This is a genomic window from Yersinia intermedia, from assembly GCF_900635455.1.
Lineage (GTDB): Bacteria > Pseudomonadota > Gammaproteobacteria > Enterobacterales > Enterobacteriaceae > Yersinia > Yersinia intermedia.
This window is the reverse complement of record NZ_LR134116.1, coordinates 2441004-2455304: the sequence shown is the minus strand read 5'-3', so window position 1 is coordinate 2455304 and position 14301 is coordinate 2441004. Positions and strand designations below refer to the sequence as shown.

The following is a 14301-nucleotide window of genomic DNA, read 5'->3' as shown; positions in this document are numbered from 1 at the left end:
ATTTGTTATTTGCAGATTGCGCTCATTAAAACATTCTCTATGCAGCTTTTACAATTATTATGCTATCTGAAGTCAATAACTCAGAGAATCTACAATTTGATGGCCCTGCGGCCTAAGTTACTTACAGTAACGGACTGAAAAAGTAGAATAATCGTTCAGTAACGCGGTGCCAGAGAGGGCGCTTATTCCATAATTCACCATCTAACAACACCGAGCGGGCAATGTAATCGTCTTGAACTTGTGCCAAATCTGCACCAAAACCATCATCATCAATGACCAGCGTGATTTCAAAGTTCAACCATAAGCTGCGCATATCCAGATTGACCGTTCCAACCAAACTCAGTTGGCCGTCGACCAGCACACTTTTGCTGTGCAACAGCCCGCCTTCAAACTGATAAACTTTAACGCCCGCTTCCAACAATTCAGAGAAGAATGCTCGGCTTGCCCAGCGGACCATCATCGAGTCGTTATCTCGAGGAACAATAATGCTGACATCAACTCCACGCTGCGCTGCGGTACAGATGGCATGTAGCAGGTCATCACTAGGCACGAAATACGGTGTCGTCATGATGAGCTGCTCACGGGCGGCATATACCGCCATTAATAAGGCCTGGTGAATCATTTCCTCAGGGAAACCAGGACCAGAGGCGATAACCTGGATGGTATGGCCGCTCTCTTCCTCAAACGGCATGATATTCGCATCAGGTGCCGGAGGCAGAATGCGTTTGCCGGTTTCAATTTCCCAGTCACAGGCATACACAATACCTATGGTGGTAGCCACCGGGCCTTCCATTCTGGCCATCATATCGATCCATTGACCCACGCCAGCATCTTGCTTGAAAAAGCGAGGATCAACCATATTCATGCTACCGGTATAAGCAACATAATTATCAATCAACACGACTTTGCGGTGTTGGCGTAAATCCATTCGGCGCAGAAATACCCGGAATACATTAACTTTGAGTGCTTCGACTACTTCAATTCCCGCATTGCGCATCATAGCCGGATAGGGGGTGAGGAAGAATTGCTGGCTACCGGCAGAGTCCAGCATCAGTCTGCAATGGACACCTCGCCGTGCTGCAGCCATTAAGGATTCGGCGACCTGATCAACCAAGCCACCTGGTTGCCAGATATAAAACACCATCTCGATGTTGTGACGGGCCAGTTCAATATCACGCACCAGCGCTTTTAATGTGTCATCGGTGGTGGTTAATAACTGTAATTGATTACCTTTAACGCCACTGATGCCTTGGCGGCGTTCACATAATTGAAATAGTGGGGTGGCGACCTCGCTATTTGAAGTGGCAAAAATATGCTGGCAGTCTTTCAATTCACTAAGCCAGCGGGCGGTGGAAGGCCACATCGCTTTTGCACGCTCAGCGCGGCGCTTGCCCAAATGAAGCTCACCAAACGACAGATAAGCAATTATCCCAACCAATGGCAGAATATAAATAACCAGTAGCCATGCCATGGCCGAAGGAACGGCTCTGCGTTTCATCAGAATACGCAATGTAACCCCGGCAATAAGCAACCAATAGCCAAAAACTGAGAGCCAACTGATTACGGTATAAAATGTTGTCATAAGGGCGGAAGTCCTGTTCACAAACGGTCACTAAAGAGTGTACGCACAGTATTGCAAAGGCGAAACCTTTAATCAGAGATATTACTGGATAAAATCTTTTAAGCTAAAGGACTTGCAACGGTAAATTAAACATTTAACGGTATTATTTTGATCTTCTCACACTGAGATACATCGGCTATTTAGGCTAAACCCACGATTTTGCCGCGCAGTGACTTGGCTCAAGAGATGAATGGTTTATAATAGCCCAGTTCTCAGCTTTGGAAGAAATGTTTCATGAGACGGAGTAAGAATGAGGTGGGCCGCTGGCGTATGCTGCGGCAAAATCAGCGCCGAAGAAATCGCTGGCTTGAAGGGCAATCACGGCGCTATCGCCATATCTATTGTGTCAGGCAACTCCACGAGCATCAGCATCGTAGGGCGTTATTGTTCACTGTGGCTTATGAATGGTAGTTCACTGTGATGGTAATAAAAACAGTCTCTTTATGAGGCTGTTTTTGTTTTCATCTCCACCAATTCCCAGCTTTTATTAACTTTTTACTACAGGAAATCTCATATTACACACGTTGCTACTGGATTATTCCTGATGAACTTGTCAATAATTTGTTGCCTGCGTTAAAATCTAGAATGATATTTTCCACTTAAAATATCGTTTTTGTTCGAAGAAAAATCACTCATATCCTAAATTATCAAAATGCGATAATTCTGATGTTACTATTAATAATAAAAGGTGCACAATAATACTTTATAAGTTTATTTCACATCAGAATGACATCGCGCTACCCTATATATTAGGCCGCTTCGTTCTAATCGTTCAGTTTCAGGGGTGTTACTGTTCGGTTGTTCGATGCGGCCATTCCGCTATGAAATAAATGATTATGAAATAATAATCTTAGTCATTATCATGATTGAGTAACACTTTCTTATCTATCAATGGGTTGTTCGTTTTTGTTGCTTCTTTTAGCGATTTCTTATATCGTTTTTAGTGATCAATAATAAAAAATTGATCAATTTTATCAATTGATCAATACTGCTGTTCTAATCAAATAAAAGGGTTTTACTGTGGATAGCAGGCTAAACATTGCAGTTGATTGCACTTTTATCTGTGAACCAGTTTACCGGCAGAACGGTAAGTTATTTGCTGTGGAATTATTGAGTCGTTTCACAACGGCCTCTTTTAAATCGCCTATTTATACCGAGCGTTTCCTCCATCAACTTAATGCTCAGATGAAGGCTAAACTGCTACTTGACCAATTATGTGCAGTAAAAACACAGCAGGAATGGTTTATTGACCAACAAATAATACTCTCAATTAATATAGATTTTGATATGGCCCAAGCGGTGCTGTATGACGAGGAAGTCATCTCATTATTAGCTATGATGCCTTTTATCCGGCTGGAGATAATGGAGAGCTTCCCCAATCTCAGTGATGGGCCAAAGAACACATTATTAAGTAAGTTGGCTGAACGATACTCGCTGTGGCTGGACGACTTTGGTAGTGGCAATGCTCACCTGGCTGCGGCTGCCAGTGGTTTCTTTGAATGTGTCAAGATTGATAAGCATTTTTTCTGGCAATGGGGAGGGAGTGTCACGTTTGATAATTTGCTTATCCAACTACGTGAACACTGCCAGTATGTGATAGTTGAAGGGGTAGAAACCCACCAGCAACTTACTCAACTATCTGACCAGGGAGTGGATGCCATGCAAGGTTACCTATTTAGTTCATTTTCATTGAGTGAGGTGAATAAGTTATCACTCGGATAATTTCAGATTTTGCCGATAGGACATCAACTTAGGGTGCTTTTGCTGCGAATATCACAGTTATATGCGGCAGATGAGCGGATGATAAAGTCCCTATTTCAGTAAAGGCTATAGTTCATGTCTCAATATAAATTAGCTAAAACAGTATTCTTCGGGGATTTAAAAGTCAGCACTGCACTTTATAAGTACGAGATTTATTGTGAAGAATCTGAGCTGATATATCATGCTGCTATTTATTGTGAGCAAGTCATTGCTGCTGGCAAACACACTTATTCGGTTTGGGTAAGAAAAGACCATATGATTTTAAAGGCACCGGCGCATATGTTGGATAAAGCTGTTGATGCATGCGAAGAGCACTGGCTTAAACACTACAAAGCCTGATGAGCGTAGCCTTAGATCACCTGTTTTAAATAACAGCATAAATCAAATACGCCTGTGTTCAGGCGTATGATCACGTTAGGTACTGTTCACGACCACATCAGAAAATTACCTACTGAGTTAATCAAATAACTCTGACAGGAAACTTTTCTTTTTGTAGTGCTTAGGCTTTGAATATCCGTGATTATCGCGATCGTGTTCACGGTCTCTGGCGTCAGTGTATGGTGCTGATGTCGGTGTACTTTCAACTGATTTTTCAATGATTTTATCTAGCTCGCCACGATCCAGCCATACACCACGGCAGTTCGGGCAATAATCGATCTCAATGCTTTTACGTTCAGACATCACCAGTTGGGTATCTTTGCATACTGGACACTGCATAGTCTTCATCTCCGCATTTAACAAAAATGACTTAACGTCACGATAGAAAAATCGATATGTGATTAGACAATGATTCTCAGTAATTATAAGTAAAGATAATTAAATACATGTAATAACCCGATGGGGAACGTATATTCAACCTGAGTTGCCTATGGCTGAATATACGTCACAAACTTGTCGTGATTCAGAATACCCGTTTATAGGGTTTTACAATAACCGACTGATACACGCCAGCGGCAATATAAGGGTCTTGCTCCGCCCAACGCTCGGCCTCTGGTTGCGATGTAAATTCGGCAATAACAGTAGATCCTGTAAATCCGGCGGCACCAGGGTCTGCACTATCAATTGCAGGGTTTGGGCCTGCGGTCAGTAAACGCCCTTGATCCTGCAATGCTTGCAGGCGGGCCAGATGTGCAGGGCGAACAGATAAGCGCTTCTCCAGCGAATCAGGAACATCAGTTGCAAAGATTATATAAAGCATGTTTCACCTTTAAAATTATCATACCCGCCATACTTCAAGCTGCATGTGTGTTGACTGCCTTCCTGCAACTCGAATTATTTAGGGTATATACTTCAATATGATGGTTTGTACTCGGTGTGCCATAACACCATGTTCTACCCATAAATTCAATAATATGCGGGAATGTCACCAACCCTGGTTAGCAGACGAATACACCGGTAGTTAATAATGGAATAGAATGATAACTAAGCGTAAATGGAAAGTGTTATTCCGTTAATATTGCCGTTTAAAGCATCATTTAAGGCTGTTGAGGAAGATTGTTTGCGGTTGCTTATTGAATATGATTGCTATTTGCATTTACACTTAGCTGCATTAGAGGACATTGAATTATTATGCAGCTAAATAAATTTTTCTTGGGTCGTCGGCTTACATGGCCAATCGCATTTTCAGTTGGTTTACATGGTAGCGTAATTGCAACTCTGCTGTACGTTTCAGTAGAGCAAATGAAAATACAACCTGAAATAGAGGATGCGCCGCTTGCCGTTACGATGGTTAATATAGCCACCTTTGCTGCGCCACAACCTGCGGCGGCAGAGCCACAGGTTGAACCTGAATCTGAAAAGATTGAAGAGGCACCGCCAGAGCCTGAAGTGCTGCCTGAGCCTGTTGCTGTCCCCATTCCTGAACCGGTGAAGCCAAAACCGAAACCTAAGCCGAAACCGGTAAAAAAAGAAGTTAAAAAGCCGGAAGTGAAGAAGACCGAGGCACCACCGGATGACAAACCGTTCAAATCTGATGAGCCAGCACTGGTTGCCAATAATGCGCCGGTAAAAGCAGCGCCGAAAGCGTCAGTGCCGGGTGCATCAACCACTGCCGGGCCAAAAGCCTTAAGTAAGGCAAAGCCAACTTATCCGGCAAGGGCACTGGCTTTGGGTGTCGAAGGGCAGGTTAAGGTTCAATACGATATTGACGAAAATGGCCGTGTCACTAATGTGCGTGTTTTGGAAGCGACGCCGCGTAATACCTTTGAGCGTGAGGTGAAGCAAGTGATGCGTAAGTGGCGATTTGAAGCGGTTGCCGCTAAAGATTATGTCACCACCATCGTATTCAAAATCGGTGGCAATATGGAAATGAATTAAGATTATTAGGGTATTGGTGATTGAATAACCGGTAAATACCGTAATAAGAAAAGGGTCGCTCTTATGCAAGGCGACCCTTTTTTGCGTCAGGACAAACTCGGTCAGCGGTTATTGCGTCGCGCCAACTTCGAAATTCCCTCTACCACTCGGCAAGGCGCGGGCCTTACCCGCATCATCTACAGCGACATAGGTAAATACCGCTTCAGTGGCACGGTAGCGCTGCCCGATTGGCTCAGAAGAGACCTTTTTCACCCAGACTTCAATATTGATAGTAATTGAGCTACGACCGGTTTTAATACAGCGGGCATAGCAACAAACCACATCACCAACAGCGACCGGCTTGAGGAAGGTCATGCCATCAACCCGTACCGTGACAACTCGCCCCTGAGCTATCTCTTTAGCTTGAATGGCACCGCCGATATCCATTTGTGACATTAACCAACCGCCAAATATATCGCCATTTGCATTGGTATCGGCTGGCATTGCCAGGGTACGAAGTACCAATTCACCGTTAGGTAATGATTGCTCACCGCGAGGTGATAATTGTTCTTGAGTCATCTCTGCCTACTTCTAAAAGTAAATCTATTCACCTGGAATGGCTCACTGAAATTTCAATAAGCATAAAATATACCAACGTCATTGAGGCCCTGCGGTGTTGCCTGCCTGTGACCTCAATGATGTTGGGGGGTATTATTTAAATTATGACTTTTTCTGTTCTTCCGGCATATGTCGGTAAATATAAACGCCGCTGATCAATGTGAATATCAGGGTGAGTGCGGTTAAACCAAAGACTTTAAAGTTTACCCAAATATCTTGCGGTAACCAGAACGCGACATAAATGTTTAGCAGGCCGCAGGCCAAGAAGAACAGCGCCCATGACATATTCAGTGTTGACCATACCGCATCTGGTAGCGTTAGCTCTTTCCCCAGCATGCGCTGAATCAAGGGTTTTTTCATGACCCATTGGCTTACTAATAAAGCCACGGCGAACAGCGCATATAACACTGTCACTTTCCATTTAATGAATAAGTCACTGTGGAATGTAAGCGTCAAAGTACCGAATACCAGCACCATAACTGCGGTAACTAACGTCATCTTTTCTACTTTACGATATTTAAGCCAGGTAAAGGCTAACGCGAGTAATGTTGCGACAATCAGCGCTCCTGAGGCGACAAAAATGTCGTACATCTTGTAGAAAATAAAAAATACGACTAACGGAAGAAAATCTAAAAGTTGCTTCATGAATCAATCCATCATTTGTACACAGCCCGACTATACCGGATTCAGTGAGGTGAGGGTACCAGTGCTAAAACGCTATTATCCTTAATTATCTATCGGAATGCGCGCTCTGCCAGTGGAATTTGCAGAAACTTACGATAAACAAGTAACAGATTTTGTCAGCATATTGCCAGTAGTGCGTTAACCCAGCATGATAAGTAATAAATATTGGGTTAGGGTGTGTGGAGTCGCTATGCAGAAAAAAACACTGCGGTATTGGATGCCGGGTTTGACCCAATTGATGGCATATGAACGCGACTGGCTCAAACCTGATGTCAGGGCTGGCCTATCCGTGGCCGCCGTCGCATTGCCTATCGCTATTGCTTATGCTGAGCTGACCGGTGTTAGTGCCGCCGTCGGCTTGTATTCATGTATTTTACCGATGATTGCCTACGCTTTTTTTGGTTCATCGCGGCAATTAATCGTCGGGCCTGATGCGGCAACTTGTGCGGTGATTGCCGCCGTGGTTGCGCCACTGGCGGCGGGGAATAGTGAAGTTCACTGGCAACTCACCATCATGATGACATTAATGATGGGCACATGGTGTCTGGTGGCCAGTCGTTTCAAGTTGGGGGCTTTGGCTGATCTATTATCACGACCAATATTGACCGGGTTACTTAATGGGGTAGCAGTTACCATTATTGTCGATCAGTTAGGTAAGGTTTTTGGTTTTATGACCCGACCACCGCAACTGATTGAGCGGGTACTGGCGCTACCCCATAACTTAATTAACAGCCATTTGCCCACGGTCGCCATTTCGCTACTGACCTTTGTGGTGTTGTATGGCGTTAAGTGGTTACGGCCCAACTGGCCTGCGCCGCTGCTGGCAATTGTCATTGCGACCTTTGTTTCCTGGGCTGCCAATATGCAGCAATTTGGTGTGGCGGTGGTAGGGGGGTTCGATGGGGGCTTGCCAATGGTGCATTGGCCTGATTTCCAGCCAGGTTTGCTGCGCGATATGGTTATTCCTGCACTTAACCTGGCAGTGGTCAGTTTTGTCAGTATGATGCTGACCGCCCGTAGTTTTGCCGCCAAAAATGGTTATGAGGTTGATGCCGATGTAGAACTGCGCGCATTGGGGATTACCAACATTGTTTCCGCACTATCGCAAGGTTTTGCTATCAGTGGGGCCAGTACCCGCACCGCAGTGAATGACGCCAATAATGGCAAAAGCCAGTTGGTTTCTATTATTGCTGCGTTGATGATTGCGATGGTATTGCTATTTTTAACCCGACCGCTGCAATTTATTCCGATCGCCGCATTGGGCGTGGTGCTGATTTATGCTGCCTGGTCGCTGCTGGGGTTCAGGAGTTTATGGCAATTACGTAAACGTAATTCTCAGGCTTTCTATTTGGCGATATTTACTTTCGTCAGCGTAGTATTGGTCGGCGTGATTAGTGGTATCGGATTGGCGGTTCTGTTGGGGCTATTGCAGTTCTTGCGCACAGTTTTTCGCCCAACAGAGCAACTGTTAGGCGTTAATGCTGATGGGATGATCCATTCAATGCGCAGTGGCAATGGGATCAAATCGGTACCCGGCGTGATGATTTACCGCTTTAACTCACCTCTGACCTATTTCAATGTGGCGTATTTTAAGCGGCGGATTTTGAATTTGGTTGATAGCACACCACATCCAGCGGACTGGGTGGTTATTGACGCCGTTGCCAGCTTTACCTATGCCGATATCAGTGTACTGTCGGCGATTGATGAACTTAAACGTGACCTGAAACAACGTAATATTAAGTTGATACTGGCCGGTCGGCGCACCGAGTTGACGCGCTGGTTCCGAATTAATCGCTTGAAAAGCCAGGATAATGATCTGATCCTGGTGCCTGATCTCTACTTGGCACTAAAACTGATCCAAAGTAAGCAACGGGTGGCAGAGAAACAGGAATCAGAGATAACTGCGGAGCCTGAAATTAGCTGATAGGTATCGAGCATTGATAAGCAAAAAGGGCCGTAATGGCCCTTTTTGTTTTTATCTGAAGGGGTATTTATTCCGCTGGAGTTGCAGGGCGCAGCAACATATATAAACGGAACAGATACACCAGTAATAATGCGGAAACCAGATTACTAAGTGCGCTTAAAATAATCGTCGCAATCGGTGTTGGCAAAATAGTCAGGTGGCTGACCAGATACAACAGAATCAGTTTAGCGGCTATCCACAGCATCATAGCGGGTACGATTAATCGCACATTGGCAAAGGCCAATTTGATACTGACTCTTATTGCAGAGAAAACTCCCATTTTCTCTGTGGTCACGATAATCGGTGAGAGTGATAACGCGACAGCAATGACCACACCAGGCACGATAAATATTGTTAATCCTAATTGAATCAACAAGGTACCGATAAACATCAGCAACAGTAAACGTGGCAAGATCGGTACTGAAATACCAATAGCTTGCAAGGCACTGACCCGGCGGCCCATCGATACCATAGAAATCAGGGTTAGCATTCCACCGACTAATAACACGTTACCGACTAAGGCAGAAAAGGTCGCCGCAGCAGAGACTTTCAGCAGTACCATCTGCTGCTCTGGTGTCATCTGCGAGACTATCTCACTGATGCTGACACTTGCGGATGACGCAATATCACTGTCCGCAGCACTTAAAATACCCAGTTGTTCAGCATCAGGGATAAATGCTTGGTTCAGCATGACGGTAATGAACGCAGTCAGCAAAGCCAGCAGCAGGATTGCTGGCAGTTGATTACGTAAAAAGTTAAAACTGTCACGGTATAAACTGTTCGCCGTGATAGGCATGAAAGCTCCTTGAGATCGAAAAAATAGCGCTAGCCGATGATTATACCTTGTTATGGGGCGCTGTGGGATCCTGTCATTAATCTAGCTGTGATTTCTTCTAATCTGATTACCTCGAAGTTATCAATAGGTAACGGCGGTAACCCATAGCGTGCGCGGGCGCGATCACAGTGCGGATTATGAATCCCGGCATCTCCTGACCGTTCAAATTCATGGCAGGGGGATGGGCGGTCACTATAAATTGAACAGGAAACAACGTGACCGACTTCGCCCTGAAGTGCACTGCAACGGGGGGATTTACAGTTAGTGCCGGACATACAACTGATAAAGGGCGTGACTTGTTCGGTCATGGCATCGGGCACTGTACCGCCTCCCTCTTTGGCTTCAGCCCAATAGAACGACACTCTAAAATAGGCGCAACAAGCGCCACAATTTTCACACGGATTAATTTTAGCGCTCATCTTGAATCTACTGCTCCTTACAAAGTAAACAGCCAACCGATCGCGATTTCACACATACAACATCCAAGCATAGCAGCATGACAACGGTTCTATTTTTCAGCAATGGGCGTTAGCACTATTTGCCCCAAAGTGGCTTTTATGATCCAGATCAATTTCAACGTTATTAAGGAATTAAATAACCTTACATAAAATAGGATTTATTTAATTTGTTACCAAAGATGTGATCCCGATTGGATCATGAATACTCATTTATGGGTATATTTTGTCCGCGAATAAACCTACAAATGGAATGGATAATGAAAAAAGTCACTTTGGCATTGTTAGCTGTAGCAGCTCTGGCTCCCACTGCGGCAAGCGCGCATCAAGCAGGCGATTATATTTTCCGGGCAGGGACAGCAACTGTCAGACCAAATGCCGGGTCTGATGATGTACTAGGTTACGGTTCCTTCAAAGCGGATAACAATACTCAGTTGGGCCTGACTTTCAGCTATCTGGTTACTGATAACATCGGTGTAGAACTGTTGGCAGCCACACCGTTCCGCCATAAAATTGGTCTGGAGGCAACCGGTACTATTGCTGAAGTTAAGCAATTGCCACCAACCTTAATGGCGCAATACTATTTCCGCGATAAACAAGACAAACTGCGCCCGTACCTGGGTATCGGCCTGAACTACACCACCTTCTTTGATGAGAAATTCAACAACACAGGGCAAGGTGCCGGTTTGACGGATTTAAGTGTTAAAGATTCGTGGGGTATTGCCGGGCAAGCGGGTATGGACTACATGGTCAGTGAAAACTGGATGCTGAATATGTCGGTCTGGTGGATAAATATCGAAACTGACGTGAAATTTAAACAAAATGGTCAGGAACATAGTATCAATACCCGTCTTGATCCATGGGTGTTTATGTTTGGCGCGGGCTATCGTTTCTAATTACCCTTCGCTCTTGCCGCTGCAGGGGTGTTGGCTGCGCTCACTTACCCGAATCACTGACCTGAGTCAGCTCATCGGGATGCGTTTGCTGGGCGCCTACCTGCAACGGCAATAACTTTGGGTAATAGCTTTCGCTCTTGCCACTGCAGGGGTGTTGGCTGCGCTCACTTACCCGAATCACTGACCTGAGTCAGCTCATCGGGATGCGTTTGCTGGCCGCCTACCTGCAACGGCAATAACTTTGGGTAATAGCTTTCGCTCTTGCCACTGCAGGGGTGTTGGCTGCGCTCACTTACCCGAATCACTGACCTGAGTCAGCTCATCGGGATGCGTTTGCTGGCCGCCTACCTGCAACGGCAATAACTTTGGGTAATAGCTTTCGCTCTTGCCACTGCAGGGGTGTTGGCTGCGCTCATTTACTCGAATCACTGACCTGAGTCAGCTCATCGGGAAACGTTTGCTGGCCGCCTACCTGCAACGGCAATGCCTTTTGAGGAATCTCTGATGTGATTGCGGGGGGGCCTGCAAAGGAGGCGCGCAAAGCGCCTCCGATAAGGGGATTATTTGATTTGCATCTTATCACTAACAGATTTCACCCCTGGTACGGTACGGGTGATCTGTACTGCACGGTTTGCATCCTGACGCGAACTAACAAAGCCGCTTAACTGGACCCGCCCTTTAAAGGTCTCAACACTGACTTCAGTAGATTTAAGATTCTTCTCAGCCAGCAACGCCGATTTTACCTTGGTGGTCACCACGGTATCATCCAGGTAGCCACCGGTGCCTTCTGATTTTGGGGTTGGTGCACAGGCCGCTACTGCCATGGCCATGATTACTGCGATACACAAAGCTGAAAGGGTCTTAAAAAGCTTCATAATTACTCTCCATGTTTACCAATGTCTTAACTGAACATGACGAAAAAAATAACTTGTCGAAAGCGCAATTAATTCATATTAACGTCGTGTTACTGATCACTCATAGCATCCTAAATGTAAAGAAATGCTTAACGTGTTACATAATTATTGGTTATGAATGATGTTTATTCAAATTTGCAGCAGATATATAGCGTGGCAGGCGAGAATTTCGAGCGAATATAGCGCCTGATTTGAACGAGCAATCAGGCGCTGATAGTGAAATTAACGACGAGTCGCCGCTTTCATTTCGGTCACAAAACGGGACAATTGGGCCAACATCTCTGCGGGCTGTGAGACATTGTTTTCAATGATTTTTACAATTGCGGAGCCAGAAATTGCCCCGGCAGCACCTGCTGCCAGGCTGGTTTTCACTTGTTCCGGCTCTGAAATACCAAAACCTTGCAGTGCTGGGGCGGCATGGTACTCACGCAGTTTATCAATCAGATGATTCAGCGGAAGGTGGCCATGATTCTCAGCACCAGTGACACCTGCGCGTGACAGTAAGTAGGTGTAACCACGGCCATGAGAGGCTATCTCGCGCAGTAAATCATCGTCCGCATTTGGCGGGCAAATAAAGATAGGCGCGATGCCGTGGCGCAGTGCCGCTGCGCGGAACGGGGCTGACTCTTCAAACGGTACGTCAGCAATGAGCACTGAATCGACACCGACAGCAGCACAACGCTGGTAGAAACTATCAATTCCGTTGTGGAATACCAGATTCGCATACATCAGTAGACCAATGGGAATAGTAGGGTGTTTTTTGCGGATTTCTGCCAGCATCTCAAAGCAGATACCGGGCGTCACGCCAGCGGCAAACGCACGCAATGCTGCATTTTGAATGGTTGGGCCATCAGCCAACGGATCAGAGAATGGAATACCTAACTCCAACGCATCTGCACCCGCCGCAATTAATGTATCAATAATGTCTAAAGATAGAGCAGGTGTTGGATCACCTAACTGTACGAAGGGAACAAATGCACCTTCTTTTTTTGCTGCCAACTGATTGAAAAGCTGCTGATAACGCTCCATTAAATCTCTCCCCGTGCTTTCAGAATATCGTGAACGGTGAAAATGTCTTTATCACCGCGCCCGGACAGATTCACTACCAATATCTGTTCTTTTTCCGGCGACGCTTTAATCATTTTTAAGGCATGAGCCAAGGCATGGGAGGATTCCAGCGCTGGAATAATCCCTTCTTTGCATGACAGTGCTTTAAAGGCATCTAATGCTTCGTCATCGGTAACGGAAACATAATCAGCACGACCAATACTATTTAAATAGGCATGCTGTGGCCCTACGGATGGGAAGTCTAACCCGGCAGAAATAGAGTAGGACTCTTCGATTTGACCGTCACTGGTCTGCATCATCGGCGATTTCATACCGAAGTAGATACCCACTTTACCGTGCTTGAGCGGAGCGCCATGCTGGCCGGTTTCAATACCCAGCCCTGCCGGTTCAACGCCAATCAGACCAACACCTGGCTCATCGATAAAATCAGCAAACATACCAATCGCATTCGAACCACCACCTACGCATGCCAGTACCGCATCCGGCAGGCGGCCTTCTCGGGCTAACATCTGCGCTTTGGTTTCTTCGCCGATCATCCGTTGGAATTCACGCACGATAGTCGGGTAAGGGTGTGGGCCTGCTGCGGTTCCCAACATATAGTGGGCGGTTTCGTAGCTGCCAGACCAATCGCGCAGTGCTTCATTACAGGCATCTTTCAAGGTGGAAGAACCGCTGTGCACCGGGATCACTTCAGCCCCCATCAGGCGCATACGGAACACGTTTGGTGACTGGCGCTCAATGTCTTTGGCACCCATATAAATACGGCATTTCAAGCCGAGCAGGGCGCAAGCCAGTGCTGAAGCCACCCCATGTTGACCTGCGCCGGTTTCCGCAATGATTTCGGTTTTACCCATGCGTTTGGCCAATAAAGCCTGACCCAAAACCTGATTGGTTTTGTGCGCGCCGCCGTGCAGCAGGTCTTCACGTTTCAGATATAACTTGGTTTTTGTCCCGGCGGTCAAATTCTGACACAGGGTTAGTGCGGTCGGGCGACCAGCATAGTTCTTTAACAGATCTTGAAATGCTGCCTGGAACTCAGGGTCCAGTTGAGCACTGACAAAAGCCTCTTCCAGTTGCTTCAATGCTGGCATCAAAATCTGCGGCACATACATGCCACCGAACTCGCCAAAATAAGGATTAAGTGTGGTCATTTTTCTGTCCTATGGGGTTACTAAAGTATGTCCATGAATA

The 14301-nt window shown here is 46.0% G+C and carries 16 protein-coding genes; 6 read left to right on the top strand and 10 right to left on the bottom strand.

The window, feature by feature from the left end; genetic code table 11:
• Nucleotides 1-121 precede the first annotated feature (121 nt).
• Nucleotides 122-1582: a cardiolipin synthase gene (gene cls, locus EL015_RS11205; protein WP_005192252.1), complete on the bottom strand. Its 1461-nt coding sequence runs from the start codon at nucleotides 1580-1582 to the stop codon at nucleotides 122-124.
• 273 nt (nucleotides 1583-1855) lie between these two features.
• Between cls and EL015_RS11200 the strand changes: the two genes are divergently transcribed.
• The 3 genes from EL015_RS11200 (at nucleotide 1856) to EL015_RS11190 (ending at nucleotide 3721) form a co-directional block, all read left to right on the top strand.
• Nucleotides 1856-2032 (top strand): YciY family protein, encoded by a 177-nt coding sequence (locus EL015_RS11200; RefSeq protein ID WP_071843552.1) that lies wholly within the window; start codon nucleotides 1856-1858, stop codon nucleotides 2030-2032.
• A 609-nt stretch (nucleotides 2033-2641) separates the two neighbouring features.
• Nucleotides 2642-3343, top strand: coding sequence for an EAL domain-containing protein (locus EL015_RS11195; protein ID WP_032907883.1), 702 nt, complete (start codon nucleotides 2642-2644; stop codon nucleotides 3341-3343).
• A gap of 114 nt (nucleotides 3344-3457) precedes the next feature.
• Entirely contained in the window at nucleotides 3458-3721 is a 264-nt protein-coding gene (locus tag EL015_RS11190) for a hypothetical protein (RefSeq protein ID WP_005192258.1), read from the top strand.
• Nucleotides 3722-3838: 117 nt separating this feature from the next.
• Here the strand turns inward: EL015_RS11190 and EL015_RS11185 are convergent, their stop codons facing one another.
• Together EL015_RS11185 and EL015_RS11180 are read right to left on the bottom strand one after the other, a co-directional pair.
• Nucleotides 3839-4099 carry a TFIIB-type zinc ribbon-containing protein gene (locus tag EL015_RS11185; RefSeq protein ID WP_005192260.1) on the bottom strand — a complete coding sequence of 87 codons (261 nt, stop codon included), beginning with the start codon at nucleotides 4097-4099 and terminating at the stop codon, nucleotides 3839-3841.
• Nucleotides 4100-4283: 184 nt separating this feature from the next.
• A complete protein-coding gene (locus tag EL015_RS11180; protein WP_005192268.1) occupies nucleotides 4284-4580 on the bottom strand; it encodes a YciI family protein in 297 nt (98 codons plus the stop codon).
• A gap of 371 nt (nucleotides 4581-4951) precedes the next feature.
• Here EL015_RS11180 and tonB point away from each other — a divergent pair, with 371 nt between their 5' ends.
• Entirely contained in the window at nucleotides 4952-5698 is a 747-nt protein-coding gene (tonB, locus tag EL015_RS11175; RefSeq protein ID WP_032907885.1) for a TonB system transport protein TonB, read from the top strand.
• 108 nt (nucleotides 5699-5806) lie between these two features.
• Here the strand turns inward: tonB and yciA are convergent, their stop codons facing one another.
• A complete protein-coding gene (yciA, locus tag EL015_RS11170) occupies nucleotides 5807-6256 on the bottom strand; it encodes an acyl-CoA thioester hydrolase YciA (RefSeq protein WP_005192286.1) in 450 nt (149 codons plus the stop codon).
• A 141-nt stretch (nucleotides 6257-6397) separates the two neighbouring features.
• A complete protein-coding gene (locus EL015_RS11165) occupies nucleotides 6398-6940 on the bottom strand; it encodes a septation protein A (RefSeq protein ID WP_005192287.1) in 543 nt (180 codons plus the stop codon).
• Nucleotides 6941-7169: 229 nt separating this feature from the next.
• Here EL015_RS11165 and EL015_RS11160 point away from each other — a divergent pair, with 229 nt between their 5' ends.
• Nucleotides 7170-8903: a SulP family inorganic anion transporter gene (locus EL015_RS11160; RefSeq protein ID WP_005192288.1), complete on the top strand. Its 1734-nt coding sequence runs from the start codon at nucleotides 7170-7172 to the stop codon at nucleotides 8901-8903.
• Between the two features lie 67 nt (nucleotides 8904-8970).
• Here EL015_RS11160 and EL015_RS11155 read toward each other — a convergent pair whose 3' ends face one another.
• Both EL015_RS11155 and EL015_RS11150 read right to left on the bottom strand, forming a co-directional pair.
• Nucleotides 8971-9738, bottom strand: a complete 768-nt coding sequence (locus tag EL015_RS11155; protein ID WP_005192289.1) for a YciC family protein — start codon at nucleotides 9736-9738, stop codon at nucleotides 8971-8973.
• Between the two features lie 50 nt (nucleotides 9739-9788).
• Nucleotides 9789-10196, bottom strand: coding sequence for a YkgJ family cysteine cluster protein (locus EL015_RS11150; RefSeq protein WP_032907886.1), 408 nt, complete (start codon nucleotides 10194-10196; stop codon nucleotides 9789-9791).
• A 296-nt stretch (nucleotides 10197-10492) separates the two neighbouring features.
• Here EL015_RS11150 and ompW point away from each other — a divergent pair, with 296 nt between their 5' ends.
• The gene (gene ompW / locus EL015_RS11145; protein WP_032907887.1) at nucleotides 10493-11128 is read left to right on the top strand and encodes an outer membrane protein OmpW; all 636 of its coding nucleotides are present in this window, start codon (nucleotides 10493-10495) and stop codon (nucleotides 11126-11128) included.
• Nucleotides 11129-11688: 560 nt separating this feature from the next.
• On the opposite strand, the gene EL015_RS11140 is transcribed toward ompW, so the two are convergent.
• From EL015_RS11140 to trpB, 3 genes are all read right to left on the bottom strand, one after another.
• A complete protein-coding gene (locus EL015_RS11140; RefSeq protein WP_032907699.1) occupies nucleotides 11689-12003 on the bottom strand; it encodes a BON domain-containing protein in 315 nt (104 codons plus the stop codon).
• Between the two features lie 261 nt (nucleotides 12004-12264).
• Nucleotides 12265-13071 carry a tryptophan synthase subunit alpha gene (trpA, locus tag EL015_RS11135; RefSeq protein WP_032907700.1) on the bottom strand — a complete coding sequence of 269 codons (807 nt, stop codon included), beginning with the start codon at nucleotides 13069-13071 and terminating at the stop codon, nucleotides 12265-12267.
• On the bottom strand, nucleotides 13071-14261 hold the full coding sequence (gene trpB, locus EL015_RS11130) for a tryptophan synthase subunit beta (protein ID WP_005191549.1): 1191 nt from the start codon (nucleotides 14259-14261) through the stop codon (nucleotides 13071-13073). The genes trpA and trpB overlap by 1 nt, the downstream gene beginning before the upstream one ends.
• Nucleotides 14262-14301: the final 40 nt, after the last annotated feature.

What these genes read in the sequence shown, in the direction of transcription:
- cls (WP_005192252.1), bottom strand. Translation starts at nt 1,582, where the DNA reads ATGACAACATTTTATACCGTAATCAGTTGGCTCTCAGTTTTTGGCTAT.
- EL015_RS11200 (WP_071843552.1), top strand. Translation starts at nt 1,856, where the DNA reads ATGAGACGGAGTAAGAATGAGGTGGGCCGCTGGCGTATGCTGCGGCAA.
- EL015_RS11190 (WP_005192258.1), top strand. Translation starts at nt 3,458, where the DNA reads ATGTCTCAATATAAATTAGCTAAAACAGTATTCTTCGGGGATTTAAAA.
- EL015_RS11185 (WP_005192260.1), bottom strand. Translation starts at nt 4,099, where the DNA reads ATGCAGTGTCCAGTATGCAAAGATACCCAACTGGTGATGTCTGAACGT.
- EL015_RS11180 (WP_005192268.1), bottom strand. Translation starts at nt 4,580, where the DNA reads ATGCTTTATATAATCTTTGCAACTGATGTTCCTGATTCGCTGGAGAAG.
- tonB (WP_032907885.1), top strand. Translation starts at nt 4,952, where the DNA reads ATGCAGCTAAATAAATTTTTCTTGGGTCGTCGGCTTACATGGCCAATC.
- yciA (WP_005192286.1), bottom strand. Translation starts at nt 6,256, where the DNA reads ATGACTCAAGAACAATTATCACCTCGCGGTGAGCAATCATTACCTAAC.
- EL015_RS11165 (WP_005192287.1), bottom strand. Translation starts at nt 6,940, where the DNA reads ATGAAGCAACTTTTAGATTTTCTTCCGTTAGTCGTATTTTTTATTTTC.
- EL015_RS11160 (WP_005192288.1), top strand. Translation starts at nt 7,170, where the DNA reads ATGCAGAAAAAAACACTGCGGTATTGGATGCCGGGTTTGACCCAATTG.
- EL015_RS11155 (WP_005192289.1), bottom strand. Translation starts at nt 9,738, where the DNA reads ATGCCTATCACGGCGAACAGTTTATACCGTGACAGTTTTAACTTTTTA.
- EL015_RS11150 (WP_032907886.1), bottom strand. Translation starts at nt 10,196, where the DNA reads ATGAGCGCTAAAATTAATCCGTGTGAAAATTGTGGCGCTTGTTGCGCC.
- ompW (WP_032907887.1), top strand. Translation starts at nt 10,493, where the DNA reads ATGAAAAAAGTCACTTTGGCATTGTTAGCTGTAGCAGCTCTGGCTCCC.
- EL015_RS11140 (WP_032907699.1), bottom strand. Translation starts at nt 12,003, where the DNA reads ATGAAGCTTTTTAAGACCCTTTCAGCTTTGTGTATCGCAGTAATCATG.
- trpA (WP_032907700.1), bottom strand. Translation starts at nt 13,071, where the DNA reads ATGGAGCGTTATCAGCAGCTTTTCAATCAGTTGGCAGCAAAAAAAGAA.
- trpB (WP_005191549.1), bottom strand. Translation starts at nt 14,261, where the DNA reads ATGACCACACTTAATCCTTATTTTGGCGAGTTCGGTGGCATGTATGTG.